15 protein-coding genes and 1 pseudogene are annotated in these 14,315 nt (G+C 67.1%); 11 read left to right on the forward strand and 5 right to left on the reverse strand.

Annotated elements, in window-relative coordinates; translation table 11 throughout:
* From rbfA to RMCB_RS10365, 3 genes are all read left to right on the forward strand, one after another.
* Positions 1 to 519, forward strand: coding sequence for a 30S ribosome-binding factor RbfA (rbfA, locus tag RMCB_RS10355; protein WP_029373805.1), 519 nt, complete (start codon positions 1 to 3; stop codon positions 517 to 519).
* Positions 509 to 1,492 carry a DHH family phosphoesterase gene (locus RMCB_RS10360; protein WP_062828711.1) on the forward strand — a complete coding sequence of 328 codons (984 nt, stop codon included), beginning with the start codon at positions 509 to 511 and terminating at the stop codon, positions 1,490 to 1,492. Before rbfA ends, RMCB_RS10360 begins: the two co-directional genes overlap by 11 nt.
* A 240-nt stretch (positions 1,493 to 1,732) precedes the next feature.
* A complete protein-coding gene (locus RMCB_RS10365; RefSeq protein WP_062828712.1) occupies positions 1,733 to 3,058 on the forward strand; it encodes an MATE family efflux transporter in 1,326 nt (441 codons plus the stop codon).
* Positions 3,059 to 3,142: 84 nt separating this feature from the next.
* Here the strand turns inward: RMCB_RS10365 and RMCB_RS10370 are convergent, their stop codons facing one another.
* The gene (locus RMCB_RS10370) at positions 3,143 to 3,754 is read right to left on the reverse strand and encodes a class I SAM-dependent methyltransferase (RefSeq protein WP_062828713.1); all 612 of its coding nucleotides are present in this window, start codon (positions 3,752 to 3,754) and stop codon (positions 3,143 to 3,145) included.
* Positions 3,755 to 3,800: 46 nt separating this feature from the next.
* Here RMCB_RS10370 and RMCB_RS10375 point away from each other — a divergent pair, with 46 nt between their 5' ends.
* A complete protein-coding gene (locus RMCB_RS10375; protein ID WP_029373810.1) occupies positions 3,801 to 4,247 on the forward strand; it encodes a MerR family transcriptional regulator in 447 nt (148 codons plus the stop codon).
* A 3-nt stretch (positions 4,248 to 4,250) separates the two neighbouring features.
* Here RMCB_RS10375 and RMCB_RS10380 read toward each other — a convergent pair.
* Positions 4,251 to 5,038, reverse strand: a pseudogene (locus RMCB_RS10380) (enoyl-CoA hydratase).
* Positions 5,039 to 5,061: 23 nt separating this feature from the next.
* Between RMCB_RS10380 and RMCB_RS10385 the strand changes: the two are divergent.
* Together RMCB_RS10385 and RMCB_RS10390 are read left to right on the forward strand one after the other, a co-directional pair.
* Entirely contained in the window at positions 5,062 to 5,328 is a 267-nt protein-coding gene (locus tag RMCB_RS10385) for a DUF2277 family protein (protein ID WP_029373812.1), read from the forward strand.
* A complete protein-coding gene (locus RMCB_RS10390) occupies positions 5,325 to 5,873 on the forward strand; it encodes a DUF1802 family protein (protein ID WP_062828714.1) in 549 nt (182 codons plus the stop codon). The genes RMCB_RS10385 and RMCB_RS10390 overlap by 4 nt, the downstream gene beginning before the upstream one ends.
* Here RMCB_RS10390 and RMCB_RS10395 read toward each other — a convergent pair.
* Positions 5,862 to 7,505 carry a CocE/NonD family hydrolase gene (locus RMCB_RS10395; protein ID WP_062828715.1) on the reverse strand — a complete coding sequence of 548 codons (1,644 nt, stop codon included), beginning with the start codon at positions 7,503 to 7,505 and terminating at the stop codon, positions 5,862 to 5,864. The genes RMCB_RS10390 and RMCB_RS10395 overlap by 12 nt on opposite strands.
* Positions 7,506 to 7,521: 16 nt before the next feature.
* Positions 7,522 to 8,106 carry a DUF3558 domain-containing protein gene (locus RMCB_RS10400; RefSeq protein ID WP_029373815.1) on the reverse strand — a complete coding sequence of 195 codons (585 nt, stop codon included), beginning with the start codon at positions 8,104 to 8,106 and terminating at the stop codon, positions 7,522 to 7,524.
* Positions 8,107 to 8,270: 164 nt separating this feature from the next.
* Between RMCB_RS10400 and RMCB_RS10405 the strand changes: the two genes are divergently transcribed.
* The 4 genes from RMCB_RS10405 (at position 8,271) to RMCB_RS10425 (ending at position 12,295) form a co-directional block, all read left to right on the forward strand.
* Complete coding sequence (locus RMCB_RS10405; RefSeq protein WP_062828716.1) at positions 8,271 to 9,227, forward strand: ACP phosphodiesterase PptH; 957 nt, start codon at positions 8,271 to 8,273, stop codon at positions 9,225 to 9,227.
* Positions 9,224 to 9,886, forward strand: coding sequence for a 4'-phosphopantetheinyl transferase PptT (pptT, locus tag RMCB_RS10410; protein WP_029373817.1), 663 nt, complete (start codon positions 9,224 to 9,226; stop codon positions 9,884 to 9,886). Before RMCB_RS10405 ends, pptT begins: the two co-directional genes overlap by 4 nt.
* Positions 9,841 to 10,770 (forward strand): tRNA pseudouridine(55) synthase TruB, encoded by a 930-nt coding sequence (gene truB, locus RMCB_RS10415; RefSeq protein ID WP_062828717.1) that lies wholly within the window; start codon positions 9,841 to 9,843, stop codon positions 10,768 to 10,770. Before pptT ends, truB begins: the two co-directional genes overlap by 46 nt.
* A gap of 334 nt (positions 10,771 to 11,104) precedes the next feature.
* On the forward strand, positions 11,105 to 12,295 hold the full coding sequence (locus RMCB_RS10425) for a virulence factor Mce family protein (RefSeq protein WP_062828719.1): 1,191 nt from the start codon (positions 11,105 to 11,107) through the stop codon (positions 12,293 to 12,295).
* Between the two features lie 5 nt (positions 12,296 to 12,300).
* Here RMCB_RS10425 and RMCB_RS10430 read toward each other — a convergent pair whose 3' ends face one another.
* A complete protein-coding gene (locus tag RMCB_RS10430) occupies positions 12,301 to 13,170 on the reverse strand; it encodes a short-chain dehydrogenase/reductase (protein WP_062828720.1) in 870 nt (289 codons plus the stop codon).
* Between the two features lie 73 nt (positions 13,171 to 13,243).
* On the opposite strand from RMCB_RS10430, the gene RMCB_RS10435 reads away from it, so the two are divergent.
* Positions 13,244 to 14,296 carry an AraC family transcriptional regulator gene (locus RMCB_RS10435; RefSeq protein WP_062828721.1) on the forward strand — a complete coding sequence of 351 codons (1,053 nt, stop codon included), beginning with the start codon at positions 13,244 to 13,246 and terminating at the stop codon, positions 14,294 to 14,296.
* Positions 14,297 to 14,315: the final 19 nt, after the last annotated feature.

Genomic DNA, 14,315 nt, shown 5'->3' on the forward strand with positions numbered 1-14,315 from the left:
ATGGCTGATCCTGCACGCGCGAAGAGACTCGCCAAGCGGATCTCCACGATCGTCGCCTCGGCCATCGAGTACGAGATCAAGGATCCGCGACTGGCGGGGGTGACCATCACCGATGCGAAGGTGTCGGGCGATCTGCACGACGCCACGCTGTACTACACGGTGATGGGTCAAACGCTGGACGACGCGCCGGATTACGCCGGCGCGGCGGCCGCGTTGGAGAAGGCCAAGGGTGTGTTGCGCACCAAGGTGGGCGCCGGGACCGGGGTGCGGTTCACCCCGACCCTGGCGTTCGTCCGCGACACCGTGCCCGACGCGGCCCACCGCATGGAGGAGCTTCTGGCCGCCGCGCGGGCCGCTGATGAGGATTTGGCAAGAGTTCGGCAGGGCGCCAAGCATGCCGGAGATGCTGACCCGTACCGTGTGAGCGGGGCGGAGGACGTGAACGGGCCTGCTGACGGGGCAGACACAGAGGACGCCGGTGACAGTAACGGATTCCAAGACCGGACATATGGCGACTGACATCGCTGCTCCCGGTGTGCGCGTCGACGCGCACGGGGCTGTCGAGTTGTTGTCGGTCGCATCGAGTGTCAGCGTGGTGTGCCACGTCTATCCCGACGCGGACACCATCGGTGCAGGCCTGGCCCTGGCCCAGGTTCTCGATGCGGCCGGTAAACACGTCCAGGTCGCGTTCGCGGCACCGGACACGCTGCCCGAGTCCCTGCAGACGCTGCCCGGGGGCCACCTGCTGGTGGCCCCGGAAGGTATCCGTGAGGACGCCGATCTGGTTGTCACCGTGGATATCCCGAGCGTCAACCGGCTCGGCGCGTTGAGCGGTCTCGCCGAGGACGGCCGAGAGGTGCTGGTCATCGACCATCACGCCTCCAACCGGCTGTTCGGCACCGCCAACTACGTCGATCCGACTGCGGACTCGACGACCATGCTGGTCGCCGAGATCCTCGATGCATGGGGCAAGCCGATCGACCGGCAGGTCGCCCATTGCCTGTACGCGGGCCTGACCACCGACACCGGATCGTTCCGCTGGGCCACGGCGCGCGCGCATCGGCTGGCGGCCCGGCTCGTCGAACTGGGTGTCGACAACGCGTCGATCAGCCGCAGCCTGCTCGACACCCATCCGTTCGCCTGGTTGCCGATGCTGTCGCGGGTGCTGTCCTCGGCGGAGCTCTGCCCGGACGCCGTCGACGGTCGCGGCCTCGTGTATGTCGTCGTCTCCCACTCCGAGTGGTCCGGCGCGCGGCCGGAGGAGGTCGAGAGCATCGTCGACATCGTGCGCACCACGCAGCAGGCCGAGGTCGCCGCGGTGTTCAAGGAGATCGAGCCGCAGCACTGGTCGGTATCGATGCGGGCCAAGTCGGTCAACCTGGCCGAGATCGCCAGCTCGTTCGGCGGCGGCGGGCATCCCCATGCGGCAGGGTATTCGGCGACCGGCCCTGTCGACGACGTCGTCCGGGCGCTCCGGGTTGCTCTTGGCTGAGTCGCCGAGGCTCCATGCGGACGGCACCGAGTGCCTGGACGGTGTGCGCCGCGTTCCCCGGACGTATCAACCCTGCTGCGACGCCTTCGATCGGCGCACGGCAGCGTGCGTTCACGACCTCCGGTTCGAGTGGTGGCCGACGTCGGGGCACTGGGTGGTGATGGTGCCTGACGGCGGCAGCAGTGGACTGCACCTGAGTTTCTGCCCGTTCTGTGGGTTCGCTCTCGCGGATGGTCGCCCATGACCTCCGGTGATGATTCCGCCACGGTCAACGGCAGACGCATTGCCGCACTGGCTTTCCCGGCGCTCGGCGTGCTGGCGGCCGAACCGCTCTATCTGTTGTTCGACACCGCGATCGTCGGGCGATTGGGCGCGGTCAGCCTCGCCGGCTTGGCCATTGGCGGTCTGGTGCTCAACCTGGTCGGATCGAACCTGACCTTCCTGTCCTACGGCACCACGTCGCGCTCGGCCCGGTTCTTCGGAGCCGGCGACCGGGCCGCCGCGGTCGGCGAGGGCGTGCAGGCCACGTGGCTCGCGGTCGCGATCGGGGTGGTGCTCTGCGCCGTCGTGCAGGTCGTCGCGGGCCCGCTGTTGACGTTGATCGCCGGTCGCGGCGAGATCGCACAAGCCGCCCAGCCGTGGCTACGGATCGCCGTCCTCGGTGCGCCCGCCATCTTGATCTCGATGGCGGGAAACGGCTGGATGCGCGGCGTGCAGGACACTGTTCGGCCGCTGCGCTACGTGATCGCGGGGTTCGCGGTGTCGGCGGTGTTGTGTCCGCTGCTGGTCTATGGCTGGCTGGGCATGCCGCGGTTGGAATTGGCCGGCTCGGCGGTCGCGAATCTGGTGGGGCAGTGGGTCGCGGCGACGCTGTTCATCTGGGCGTTGCTGTCGGAGAAAGTGCCGCTCGGGTTGCATCCGTCGGTGCTTCGCGCCCAGGTGGTGATGGGCCGGGACTTGTTGTTGCGCACCATGGCATTTCAGGCGTGCTTCGTGTCGGCGGGGGCCGTCGCGGCCCGGTTCGGCGCGGCCGCCGTCGCCGCTCACCAAGTGGTGCTGCAGCTGTGGAGTTTCCTTGCGCTGGTGCTCGATTCACTGGCGATCGCCGCCCAGTCTCTGGTGGGCGCTGCCCTGGGCGCGGGTCAGCTCAGCCACGCGAAGGTGGTGGCCTGGAGAGTGACCGTGTTCTCCACGGCGGCCGCTGCGGTGCTGGCGGCGGTGTTCGCGATCGGGGCTCATGCGTTGCCCGCCCTGTTCACCGACGATCGCTCGGTGCTCGACGAGATCGGCGTGCCATGGTGGTTCCTGGTGGGCCAGTTGCCCGTCGCCGGAATCGTTTTCGCGCTCGACGGGGTGCTGCTCGGCGCGGGCGACGCCAAGTTCATGCGCAATGCCACGCTGGCCAGCGCGCTGGTCGGCTTCCTGCCACTGGTCTGGCTGTCGCTGATCTTCCACTGGGGCCTGCTCGGCATCTGGGCCGGGTTGAGCACTTTCATGGTGCTGCGCCTGGTGTTCGTCGGCTGGCGGGCCTTCTCAGGCCGCTGGCTGGTGGCCGGCACTGTTTAGGACTCACACCGCGAGCGTGCGGGTCTGCTGCCCGACACGCCGTGTCCGGCCGGCAGTTTGCGCACGCTCGCGCGCACGCCAGCGTCACCGTCGCGTCCCACGGACCACCCAGACCGCCTTCTTAGCGGCACCTCGTCCCTCGACACACACATCGGTGAATCCGCTGTCACGGCACAGCGCAGCGAACGCCTCGGCCTGCTGCTCGGTCCAGCCGTGGCTGGCCAGCCCGGTCGCGTCGGCGGACACCTGCCGTTCGATCGCGATCAACCGCCCGCCCGCCACCAGCGCGCGACGCGCCTCGGCGACCGCCGCGTCGACGTCCTGCCAGTGATGCACGGTGGCCAGCGCCCACACCACGGTGGCCGCGCCATCAGCAACAGGTAACGCCTCGGCGGTGCCCTCACGCCAGGTGATGGCCGAACGTCTCGGCGTGATCACGGACGCGACGCGAAGCATGGCCGTCGACGGATCGACGCCCGTCACGCGCGCCCCGCGGCGGGCCGCCACTCGAGCGGCGGTACCAGGTCCGCAACCGACGTCCACGACGTGGTCTGTGGGGGAGACCTGGGCGATGTCGGTGGCCAGCCTGGCTTTGGCCCGGCCCACCACGAGGAAGAGCAACCCGCACAGCACTCCGCCCAGGCCGGAGAAGCCGGGATGGTCGGCGTGGTGGTTGATCGCCCGTGCGGAGCTCATGACGTAGACCTTGCCGGTTCAACACAGGTTGAAGTCAAATGACGGCATGGACGTGATCTCGATCGGCGAGGCGGCCGCACGGCTGCAGATGAGTCCCTCTGCCTTGCGGTACTACGACGAGCGCGGATTGGTGCGCCCGCGGCTGCGTCAAGCCGGCAAACGCATGTACGGGCCCGAAGAGCTTCGGCGGCTCGCATTGCTCAAGATCATTCACCGGCTGGGACTTCCGCTCGATACCGCCGCGGCCGTGCTGGACGCGCCGGGTGACCAGTGGCGGGCCACTGTCCGCGCGCAGATCGCCGAACTGGACCGGGTGATCGCTCAAGCCCAAGGGGCGCAACAGTTTTTGACGCACGCACTGCGTTGCCCGGCCGATCACCCCGCTCGTGATTGCGCGGCGATGATAGGTGTCCTCGACCTGCTGGTCGACGGAATGAGCGTCGAGGAGCTCGCCGCCGACCAGACCGGAAACGGATGGCTCGTCACCGACTGACGGTCAGTGCACCTGTGCGCGACCCGCTGCAGCACCGCATCCCGGTTCGCGGCGATGTCGTCACCCGTCGCCGAGTCCATCCACTGTCGTGCCGAGGTCGCCTCGATCCACAGCCCGGCGTCGGTCTGGGCGGCGTCGATGCGGTGGTACGAGGACAGCAGGGCGCGAACGGCGGCCTGATTGTTGCCGACGATCGAGGCAGCCACCCGGCGCGCGGCAGGCAGCAGCTCGGCGTGGGGGACGACTTCGGTGACGAGCCCGGCTCGCAGCGCGTCGGCGGCCGACAGGTAGTCGCCGGTGAGGCTCATCCGCCTGGCCAGGCCGACACCGACCTTCTGCGGAAGCCGGACACTCAGTCCCCACGTGGGCAGCAGGCCGACCCTAGCGTGGGTATCGGCGAACCGGGCATTCTCGGATGCGATCAGGATGTCGCAGTACAGCGCCAGTTCCAGCCCACCCGTGACGGCCGCGCCGTTGATCGCTCCGATCACCGGCTTGCTCATCGCCGGCCACTTGGGCGAGATGTCGGGCAGCTCCGTGGTGTCGCCCAGCTCTTTGAGGTCAAGCCCGGCACAAAACACCGGATCGGCCCCGGTGAGGATCACGACGTCGACGCCGTCATCGGCCTGGGCATCGCGTAACGCCTGGTAGAACGCGGTGCGCAGGTGTGATGACAATGCGTTGCGCGACTGCGGTCGGTTCAGGGTGAGCGTGCGGACCCGGTCAGTGGTGTCGATCAGCAAGACGGTGTTGGTCGGCTCCTCGCGCAAGCGCTCGTCGGCGTCATTCATGCGATCAATCTATCGTGGGTCTCATGTGCCGGAACATCACGGAACTGCGTGGCCTGCAACCCGCCGCCACAGCCGAGGAGATCGAGGCCGCTGCGCGCCAGTACGTCCGAAAGGTCAGCGGTATCACCAGGCCTGCCGGAGTCAACGCCGAGGCGTTCGAGGCTGCGGTTGCCGAGGTCGCCGCGACCACGACGCGGCTACTGGAGGGGTTGGCGCCACGGCGTCAGCCGCCCAAAACGGTTCCGCCGTTGCGTCGTCCCGAGGTTCAGGCTCGCCTGGCGGCTCGGTGACGTCGCCGGCGCTCAAGGAGTGGAGCGCGGCGGTCCATGCGCTGCTCGACGGCCGGCAGACCGTTCTGTTGCGCAAGGGCGGCATCGGTGAGAAGCGGTTCGCGGTCGCCGCACCCGAGTTCCTGTTGTTCCCGACTGTCGCGCACAGCCATCGCGAGCGGGTACGCCCAGAACATCACGATCTGCTCGACGAGGCCGCGGCCGACAGCACCGAAACCGCTGTCACCATCCGGGCCGCGGCGAAAGTGATTGCCGCCGTTGAGGTCAACCGTCCCGAGGCGATCGGCGAGATCGCCGACCTGCACATCTGGACCGCCGAGTCGGTGCAGGCTGACCGGTTGGATTTCCGCCCCAAACACCGGCTGACCGTGTTGGTGGTTCAGGCCAGGCCACTGATCGCGCCCGTCGGGGTGATCCGGACTCCCGAGTTCGCCGGTTGCAAAAGCTGGGTCGAAATTGCCGTTGACGGCGGACCGGCCGACGCCGTGCACGACGACGCGACGCTGCGGCGCGTCGCCGAGCGGGTGCGGGCCTCAGTCGGCTGACGGCGGCCGCGGGCCGGCGGGCAGAACCAATCGCGATATGCCGCCGTCGCCGTGTCGCACAGTGTGGGTGGCGCGGACAAGCCGGGAACCGGAGATCGGTGGCTCGCCGGTACCGAGGTTGCGGGCGAACCGCGGATGCGATCCGCCGGCCACCAGCAGGCGGATCCGGGAACCCGCGGCGAACCGGTGTGCGACAGCGTCGAATTCGATGCGCAGCCGACCGGACTGCTCGGTGCGCCGGACGAACGCGTCGGTCACGTTGCGTGAGCGGCCCCGGTTGTCGACCTCGCTGATCCTGACGAACACGTCGTTGTTGGGGTTGTCGCAGCTGTGCTCGAGTTCGGCGACCGCGGTGCCGACGAGGTACAGGTCCGCGGGCAGCGGGTCACCGGTGTAGGCGAGCACGTCGGCCCGACGGCCCAGTCGCGTGTCGTCGCGGTACCCGGCCTCACGCGCCAGCAGCCGACCACCGATTGTCGGGGTCGGATTGGCCGGGTGGAATACGAATGATGACGACGGCGTACTCGGCGCAGGCGGCCGGTCCGACAACCGGCCCGTGGGCTGCAGGAACAGCTCATGCTCGGGCATCGCCGGCGGCCAGTCGGGCAGGTCAACCCAGTCGAACCCGTTGATGTAGGCACGGACCGTGGCCCGGCGGGTCTCGCGACGTCCGGCGAGGTGAGTGTCCAGCCAGGCCAGCGATTCGCCGATGACCGTCGGCAGGCCTTTGGTCAGCAGCTGGGTGTGGGTCCATGGTCCGATCGTCAGGGCCACCGGTACCTCACGCCGACGCAGTTGCCGGTACTGCTGCAGGGTCTGGTCCAGGAACAGGTCCTGCCAGCCGCTGAGCAACAGAACGGGTACCTCGACGCGGTCGAGTGCCTCGGTGAACCGCAGAGCGTCCCAGAACGGATCTTCGCGGTCGGGGTGCTCCAGCCACGATTCGAACCACGGGGCGCCGCTGCCGAGCAGCTTGCGGCCGGCCGCGCCCATCGGCAATCCAGCGGTGGCCCGGGCCAGCTCGGCGGGCCCCCGGACCTGGCGGGCCAGGGCCTGCACCAAACCGGGTTCCTCCTGCCGCGCCACCATCGCGCTCCACCCGAGGAAGTCGTTGAGCGTGAACGATCCGGTGCCCCAGGCCGACTCGCTGAAATCGTGGGGGCCGACGGTGATCACGGCCGCTTTCATCTCCGGCGGCGGATCGGTCAGCAGGGCCCATTGGGTGAAACCGAGATACGACAACCCGACCGTGGCGAACGAGCCGGTGAACCAGGTTTGCTCGCGCAGCCAGGCCACGGTGTCGGTCCCGTCGGCGATTTCGTGGACCATCGGTGTGAACTCGCCGCCCGAACCGAACGTCCCGCGCACACTCTGCAGCACCACGTGGTAGCCGCGGGCGGCATACACCTGGGCGAACACCGCGGAGAACGGGAACCTACGGCCGTACGGTCCACGCACCAGCAGCGTGCCCGCCGGTGTCGCGGTGTCCGGCGAGTAGTGGTCGGCGACCAGCTCGACGCCGTCGCGCATCGGCACCCGCAGTCCGTGCCGCACGGTAAAGGACGTTTCGTGGGGTGGCAGCCCGAGCAGGCGGCTTACCGCCTTGCCCGCATGCCGGCGGATACGCGTCACCGCACCAGGCTACAAATCAGAATTTGTAGTACGGCGCCAGCTCGTGGGCCCGTTGCATGTTGACCTGTAGGCAGTCCGGGCGGTCGGGGGACTTGATCGGTGAGTAGAACAGGGACTGCTGGATGAGCCCGTAGCTGGTCTTGAATGCGACCATGCAGGTCACCCACCAGCGGTCGTTCCAGTCGGTGGGCTTCATGATCCAGTACTGCGCGGCGCGGTGCCCGTCGATGTCGAGCTCCACGGCGTCCGGCGGAATGGTCTGCTCATAGGTCCGCCAGACGAACGCCTCGACCGCCATCTGGTAATCGCCCGCGTCGTAATGGCAGCGCAGGCTGTCCTCGGGGGCCGGGGGTGTGTAGGCCAGCCCGATCCGCTGGATCACGTCGAGCGGGATGTCGTTGCACGGATCGAACGGCGAGGGGTCGGTTGTTGCGATGACCGGCCATTTGATCGTCGTGGACACGTTGGTCATCGGCAGATCGGTCACGTTCAGCTGCGGCGTGCCGGTACCCGACCCCGCTGACGTTCCGGTCTGCAGCACCACGACCACCGCCGCTACCAGCGCACACAGTGCTGACAGCAGGCGCACCCTGGCGGCCATCGAACCCCCTCGCAGAATTGGTCAGAATCATCCCCGGCTTGCCGGGAGTGTAGCGGTCAGCGACCGCGGACTCGACCATAAACGAGAACCTGTTCTAGTCCGGCGGGCCGGGTGGGGTCCGCCGCGCGGTTAGGCTGGTCCGTTGTGGTGATGCAACCGTGGTGATGGACCATGAGTCGAGAGATCGGCAGCCGATTCTGTGGGCGATCAGTGACCTACACACCGGTCACACCGGGAACAAGCCCGTCACGGAGTCGCTGTACCCGTCCACGCCGGACGACTGGCTGATCGTGGCAGGCGACGTCGGGGAGCGCACCGACGAGATCCGCTGGGCCCTGGATCTGCTGCGAAAACGCTTTGCGAAGGTCATCTGGGTGCCGGGCAACCACGAGTTGTGGACCACCAACAAAGACCCGATGCAGATCTTCGGCCGGGCCCGCTACGACTACCTGGTCGACATGTGCGACCAGATGGGCATCGTCACCCCCGAACATCCGTATCCGGTGTGGACCGAGCAGGGGGGCCCGGCGACCATCGTGCCGATGTTCCTGCTGTACGACTACACGTTTCTGCCCGCGGGCACGACGACGAAGGCCGAAGGCCTGGCGGTGGCGCGGGAACGCAACGTCGTCGGCACCGACGAGTTCCTTCTCTCGTGTGAGCCCTACGCCACCCGCGACGCGTGGTGCCGCGACCGGGTCAAGCAAACCCGGGAGAAGCTCGAAGACCTCGACTGGGTGACGCCGACCGTGCTGGTCAACCACTTCCCGCTGGTTCGTGAACCTTGCGACGCGATGTTCTATCCCGAGTTCTCGCTGTGGTGCGGCACCACCGCGACCAAGGACTGGCATACCCGCTACAACGCGGTGTGCTCGGTCTATGGGCATCTGCACATCCCGCGCACCACCTGGTACGACGAGGTGCGCTTCGAAGAGGTGTCGGTCGGCTACCCACGGGAGTGGCGCCGCCGCAAGCCGTACCGGTGGCTGCGGCAGATCCTGCCCGAGCCCCGGTATGCGCCTGGCTATCTCAACGAGTTCGGCGGCCACTTCGAGATCACCGCGGAGATGCGGGCTCATGCCAAGCAGATGCAGGACCGGATCCAGGCGAGGCGCGGATGAGTGCGCTTCTGCCGGAGGTGCTGCCTGACGTCGTGGCCTCTGCCGAGCTGTACGACGACCCGCCGGGTTTGTCGCCCCTGCCCGAAGAGGAACCCCTGATCGCACGCTCGGTCGCCAAGCGCCGCAACGAATTCGTCACCGTGCGCTACTGCGCGCGTCAGGCGCTGGGGGAGTTGGGCATCGGGCCGGTGCCGATTCTCAAGGGAGACAAGGGCGAACCGTGTTGGCCCGACGGTGTGGTGGGGAGCCTGACGCACTGCCAGGGGTTTCGTGGCGCGGTGGTCGGCCGCGCGGCCGACGTCCGGTCGGTCGGGATCGACGCCGAGCCGCACGACGTTCTGCCCAACGGCGTGCTCGACGCGATCACGATTCCCGCCGAACGCACCGAACTCGGCGGGCTGCCCGACGGTCTGCACTGGGACCGAATCCTGTTCTGCGCCAAGGAGGCAACCTACAAGGCGTGGTTTCCGCTGACGCACCGCTGGCTGGGATTCGAGGATGCACACATCACCTTCGCAGTGGACGATTCCGGGACGACGGGAGGTTTCCGTTCGGAGATCCTCATCGATCCGGCCGCTGAGCATGGTCCGCCGCTGACAGCCTTGGAAGGCCGATGGTCGGTCCGCGACGGCGTGACACTGACGGCGATCGTGCTGTGAGCAGTCCAGAACCGGGCTTGGTCATCGTCGACAAACCAGCGGGCATGACGAGTCACGACGTGGTGGGTCGGTGTCGCAGGCTGTTCGGCACCCGCAAGGTCGGCCACGCCGGCACGCTGGACCCGATGGCCACCGGGGTACTGGTGGTCGGTATCGAGCGGGCCACCAAGATCCTCGGTCTGCTGACCGCGACCGACAAGTCCTACAGCGCGACCATCCGGCTGGGGCAGACCACAAGCACCGAGGACGCCGAAGGCGAAGTGCTGCAAACTGTCTCGGCCGCGGCGGTTACCGACGCGCAGATCGAGTCCGCAGTGGCGACTCTCCGCGGCGACATCGAACAGGTGCCGTCAGCGGTGAGCGCGATCAAGGTCGACGGGCAGCGGGCCTACAAGCTCGCCCGGGAAGGGCAGGCCGTGCAGCTGGCGGCGCGGCCGGTGCGGATCGCCCGATTCGACGTGCTGGGGGTGCGGCGTATCGACGACTTCGTCGATGTCGACGTCGAAGTCGACTGCTCGTCCGGCACGTACATTCGGGCGCTGGCGCGCGACGTGGGGTCCGCACTCGGTGTCGGAGGTCACCTGACGGCGTTGCGGCGCACCAAAGTTGGTCGCTACGGCCTGGACGAGGCCCGCACCCTGGACGACCTGGCAACGGAAGCGCGGCTGAGCTACTCACTCGACGAGGCGTGCCTGGTCGGCTTCCCGCGTCGTGACCTGACCGCGGATGAGGCCGAGGACACCCGGCACGGCCGGCCGTTGAAACCGGTCGGGATCGACGGCGTCTACGCCGCAACCGCGCCCGACGGGCGGGTTATCGCACTCTTGCAGGATGGCTCGTCACGCACCAAGAACGTCGTGGTGTTGCGCCCGGCAACGCTGTAGTCCGCCGTTTTTGCGATTCGGCGCATCGCCGGGCGACGACCGCCCGTATATCGATCGAGGCCGGTTTGTTCGCAAAACCACCGCCGACGGGAAAGCCGTTGCCCGACAGGGTGGTTCGCCGGTCCGCTCATCGTTTCGGGCGGAGGTCAAACGCGTGCTCACCAAGGTCAACGATCGAGCCAATCGGGTGATCGGTCGCCCCGTCAAGGCGGACGCGGGCGACGACTCCGGCTAGTGCCGGTAGGCGGTCGGCCGCGAGTACTGTCCGAAACTATCAAGCAGCTGTCCGTTACGAACATTCATTAGTGGTGTGGCAGGGCCTTAGCGTTCCGGCATGGCATCCCGGCAGTCGCGCCGGCGCGGCGTGCGCCCACGTGACAGGCAGTCACCCACGCGTCTGACCCAGCGGGCTACCGCGTTGATTTCGGCGGCCCTCGTCCTTACGTCGTGCGGGCAATGGCGGGGCATGGCGAACGTCCCGGTGCCGGGTGGGCCCGGGACCGAAGCCGGTCACTGGACCATCTATGTCCAGATGCCAGAAACGTTGGCGCTCAACGTCAACAGCAAGGTTCGGGTTGCCGACGTGTTCGTGGGAAGAGTGCGGGCGATCGAACTGAAAGATTGGGTCCCCACCCTGACGGTGGACCTCGAATCAGACGTCAAGTTGCCCTCCAATGCCCTGGCCAAGATCGGCCAGACCAGCCTGCTCGGCTCGCAACATGTCGAGCTTCAGATTCCGACGGATCCTTCGCTGACTCCGTTGAAGAACGGTGACACCATCCCTCTCGGCAACTCATCGGCATATCCCACGGTGGAGCGCACATTGGCCGGCGTCTCGGAGATCCTCACCGGTGGCGGCGTCGGCAACGTCGAGACGATCCAGAAGGAAGTCCACAACATTCTGACCGGACGAGCCGACCAGATTCGCGAATTCCTCGGCCGCCTGGACACGTTCACCGCTGAATTGAACAGCCAGCGTGACGATTTGAATCGAGCGATCGATGCGACCAATCGGCTCCTGTCCATCGCAGCAGATCGTGGCGACACCCTCGATCGCGTGTTGACCGAGTTTCCGCCACTGATCGCGCACTTCGCCGATACGCGAGACCTCTTCGCTGATGCGGTGACGGCGCTGGGTCGGCTCAGTACGGCCTCGGAGGACGTGCTGACCGGCTCCAACGCCAACTTGCATGCCAACCTGGTGAGCTTGCAACGTCCACTCAAACAGCTGTCGAAGGCGTCACCCTATCTCGTGCAGGCGCTCAAACTCATGATCACGTCACCGTTTCCGATCGACAATATCGACAAGGTCATCCGCGGCGACTATGCGAATGCCTCGGTGACCATCGATCTCACGTTGAGCGCGATCGACAATTCCGTTCTGACGGGCACCGGAGTCTCGGGCATGCTGCGGGCACTGGAACAGGCGTGGGGTCGCGACCCCGCGACGATGCTCCCGGACGTGCGATTCACCCCGAATCCTCACGACGCTCCGGGCGGTCCGCTGGTCGAACGGGGCGAGTAGCACAATTAAACGCCTTGTCGCTCAACGATATCCGCTCGCCTGATTGCCGCGCGCAATCGAGCGTTACGTGCTATCAGCGGTTCAGCGAGCGCAATGGTTGTGCGCGCGGCAAGCAGCAGCGGCAGGTAACGAGGCGCGTACACCCACCGTGATCGCCGTCTGATGCCGTCGACGATGGACTGTGCAGCGTCGTCGACCGGGGCAGGGCTGGAGAACCACTTGGGCAGCGGCGCCATGACCTCCTCGAGCCCGGTACCGCCCAGCAGGTCATTGCGCACCATTGCGGTGTCGATCAAGCCGAAATAGGCGACTCCGGCGGTGGCGCCGGTCTCGGCAAGCTCCATACGGAGTGATCGGCCAAGGGCTTCGACGCCGGCCTTGCTCGCCCCATATGCCGTGATGGTCGGCGTCGGGATGACAGCGGCGGCGGAGGCGACGACGAGAACATATCCGTTACGTCCGATGATCGCCGGCAGCGCAGCACGAACGCTGCGCGCGACACCCAAGACGTTCACGTCGATCACCCGCTCGAACTCATCCGTGCCCATCGACGCGAATGTCGCTACCGGCCCGACGATTCCGGCATTCGCCACGATCACGTCGATTCCGCCGAACCGGTCGATCACATGTGCCATCGCACGGTCGACGGCAGCTGCGTCGGAGACGTCGGCGACGAACGCCGCCGCACGAGGACCCAACGATTCCGCGACGCTGTGCACCGCATTCTCGTCGCGGTCGAGCAGTGCCACCCGTGCACCTTGCGCGACCAAGCGGCGGGCCGTCGCCTCTCCGATACCTGCTGCGGCACCGGTGATCACAACCACCCTGTCGGTGAGGTCCTGGCGATGCGGCAGGCGCGGAAGTCCGAGTCTCATGTTGCTCACGCTAGAAATTCGGCGTGCCCGTCGGAATGAGGGAAGCGGACCGGTATTTGATACTTTCAGACGTATGGCTGCCTCTGCCTCTCGCAACGGTGCGAGCTGGGACTTTCCGCGCTCGGCGGTCGCCAGCCTGCAGCTGCTCGAAACGGCCGAATCGCACGGTGTCGACGCGGCGACGGTGCTCGCCGGAACCGGGCTGACCGCCACGCAACTCGCCGATCCTTCGATCGAGATCCAGGCTGCACAGGAACTGACGATTGCGCGCAATCTGCTCCGCCATGTCGACGATCCGACCGGGCTCGGACTGGAAACCGGGCTACGGGCCAGCTTGGCCAACACCGGGATCCTCGGCTATGCGTTCCTCACCAGCCCGACCATTCGTGACGCCATCACTCTCGGCGTTCGATTTGCCGCGTTGAGTTCGACATTTCTCGACGTCTCCATGCACGAGTCCGCGGAGGGGCTGGTGCTGGAGCTTGACACCAGTCAGATCCCGTCCGACGTGCGGGTATTCCTGGTGCAACGCGACCTGACGGCCATCGCCCACATCGCGCCACTGCTGCTCGGTGCGAACATCCCCGGCGCCCGGCTGCGGTTCGCGACGGGCGAGATCGCCATCCCGCTCGAATTGCTGGAAGCCACGGGACTGGAGTTCACGGTCGATGAAAGCTCGCCCGGTACCGCCCTGACGATCCCCAACGAACTCCTGGATCAACCGATGCCCGCCGCGGATTCGGATACCGCCGCGATGTGTATTGCGCAGTGCGAGGAATTGCTCGATCGGCGCCGTCATCGGGGCGGATTCTCGGCGCAGCTGCGCACGCGCTTGCTCGATGATCCGGCTCAGATGCCGTCGATGGCGGCAATTGCCCGCGAATTCGCGGTGACGGAACGAACGCTTCATCGTCGGCTTGCCGCCGAGAACACCAGTTTTCGCGCTTTGGTGGACGAGGTTCGCGAGACCCTCGCGGTCGAGCTGCTCGGCGCCGGGCTCGGGGTCGAGGAGGTCGCGAGCCGGCTCGGCTACTCGGAAACCGCCGCGTTCACGCACGCCTTCGTCCGGTGGCGGGGACATCCACCGAGTCGGCTCAATCGCGGGCAGTCCGGTTCTGTCAAATAGCTGACCGGTCCTCACATTC

The sequence above is a fragment of the Mycolicibacterium brisbanense genome, assembly GCF_001570425.1.
Taxonomy (GTDB): Bacteria; Actinomycetota; Actinomycetes; order Mycobacteriales; family Mycobacteriaceae; genus Mycobacterium; species Mycobacterium brisbanense.

Coding starts and splice junctions, on each gene's coding strand:
- rbfA (WP_029373805.1), top strand. CDS start 1: ATGGCTGATCCTGCACGCGCGAAGAGACTCGCCAAGCGGATCTCCACG.
- RMCB_RS10360 (WP_062828711.1), top strand. CDS start 509: ATGGCGACTGACATCGCTGCTCCCGGTGTGCGCGTCGACGCGCACGGG.
- RMCB_RS10365 (WP_062828712.1), top strand. CDS start 1,733: ATGACCTCCGGTGATGATTCCGCCACGGTCAACGGCAGACGCATTGCC.
- RMCB_RS10370 (WP_062828713.1), bottom strand. CDS start 3,754: ATGAGCTCCGCACGGGCGATCAACCACCACGCCGACCATCCCGGCTTC.
- RMCB_RS10375 (WP_029373810.1), top strand. CDS start 3,801: ATGGACGTGATCTCGATCGGCGAGGCGGCCGCACGGCTGCAGATGAGT.
- RMCB_RS10385 (WP_029373812.1), top strand. CDS start 5,062: ATGTGCCGGAACATCACGGAACTGCGTGGCCTGCAACCCGCCGCCACA.
- RMCB_RS10400 (WP_029373815.1), bottom strand. CDS start 8,106: ATGGCCGCCAGGGTGCGCCTGCTGTCAGCACTGTGTGCGCTGGTAGCG.
- RMCB_RS10405 (WP_062828716.1), top strand. CDS start 8,271: ATGGACCATGAGTCGAGAGATCGGCAGCCGATTCTGTGGGCGATCAGT.
- pptT (WP_029373817.1), top strand. CDS start 9,224: ATGAGTGCGCTTCTGCCGGAGGTGCTGCCTGACGTCGTGGCCTCTGCC.
- truB (WP_062828717.1), top strand. CDS start 9,841: ATGGTCGGTCCGCGACGGCGTGACACTGACGGCGATCGTGCTGTGAGC.
- RMCB_RS10425 (WP_062828719.1), top strand. CDS start 11,105: ATGGCATCCCGGCAGTCGCGCCGGCGCGGCGTGCGCCCACGTGACAGG.
- RMCB_RS10430 (WP_062828720.1), bottom strand. CDS start 13,170: ATGAGACTCGGACTTCCGCGCCTGCCGCATCGCCAGGACCTCACCGAC.
- RMCB_RS10435 (WP_062828721.1), top strand. CDS start 13,244: ATGGCTGCCTCTGCCTCTCGCAACGGTGCGAGCTGGGACTTTCCGCGC.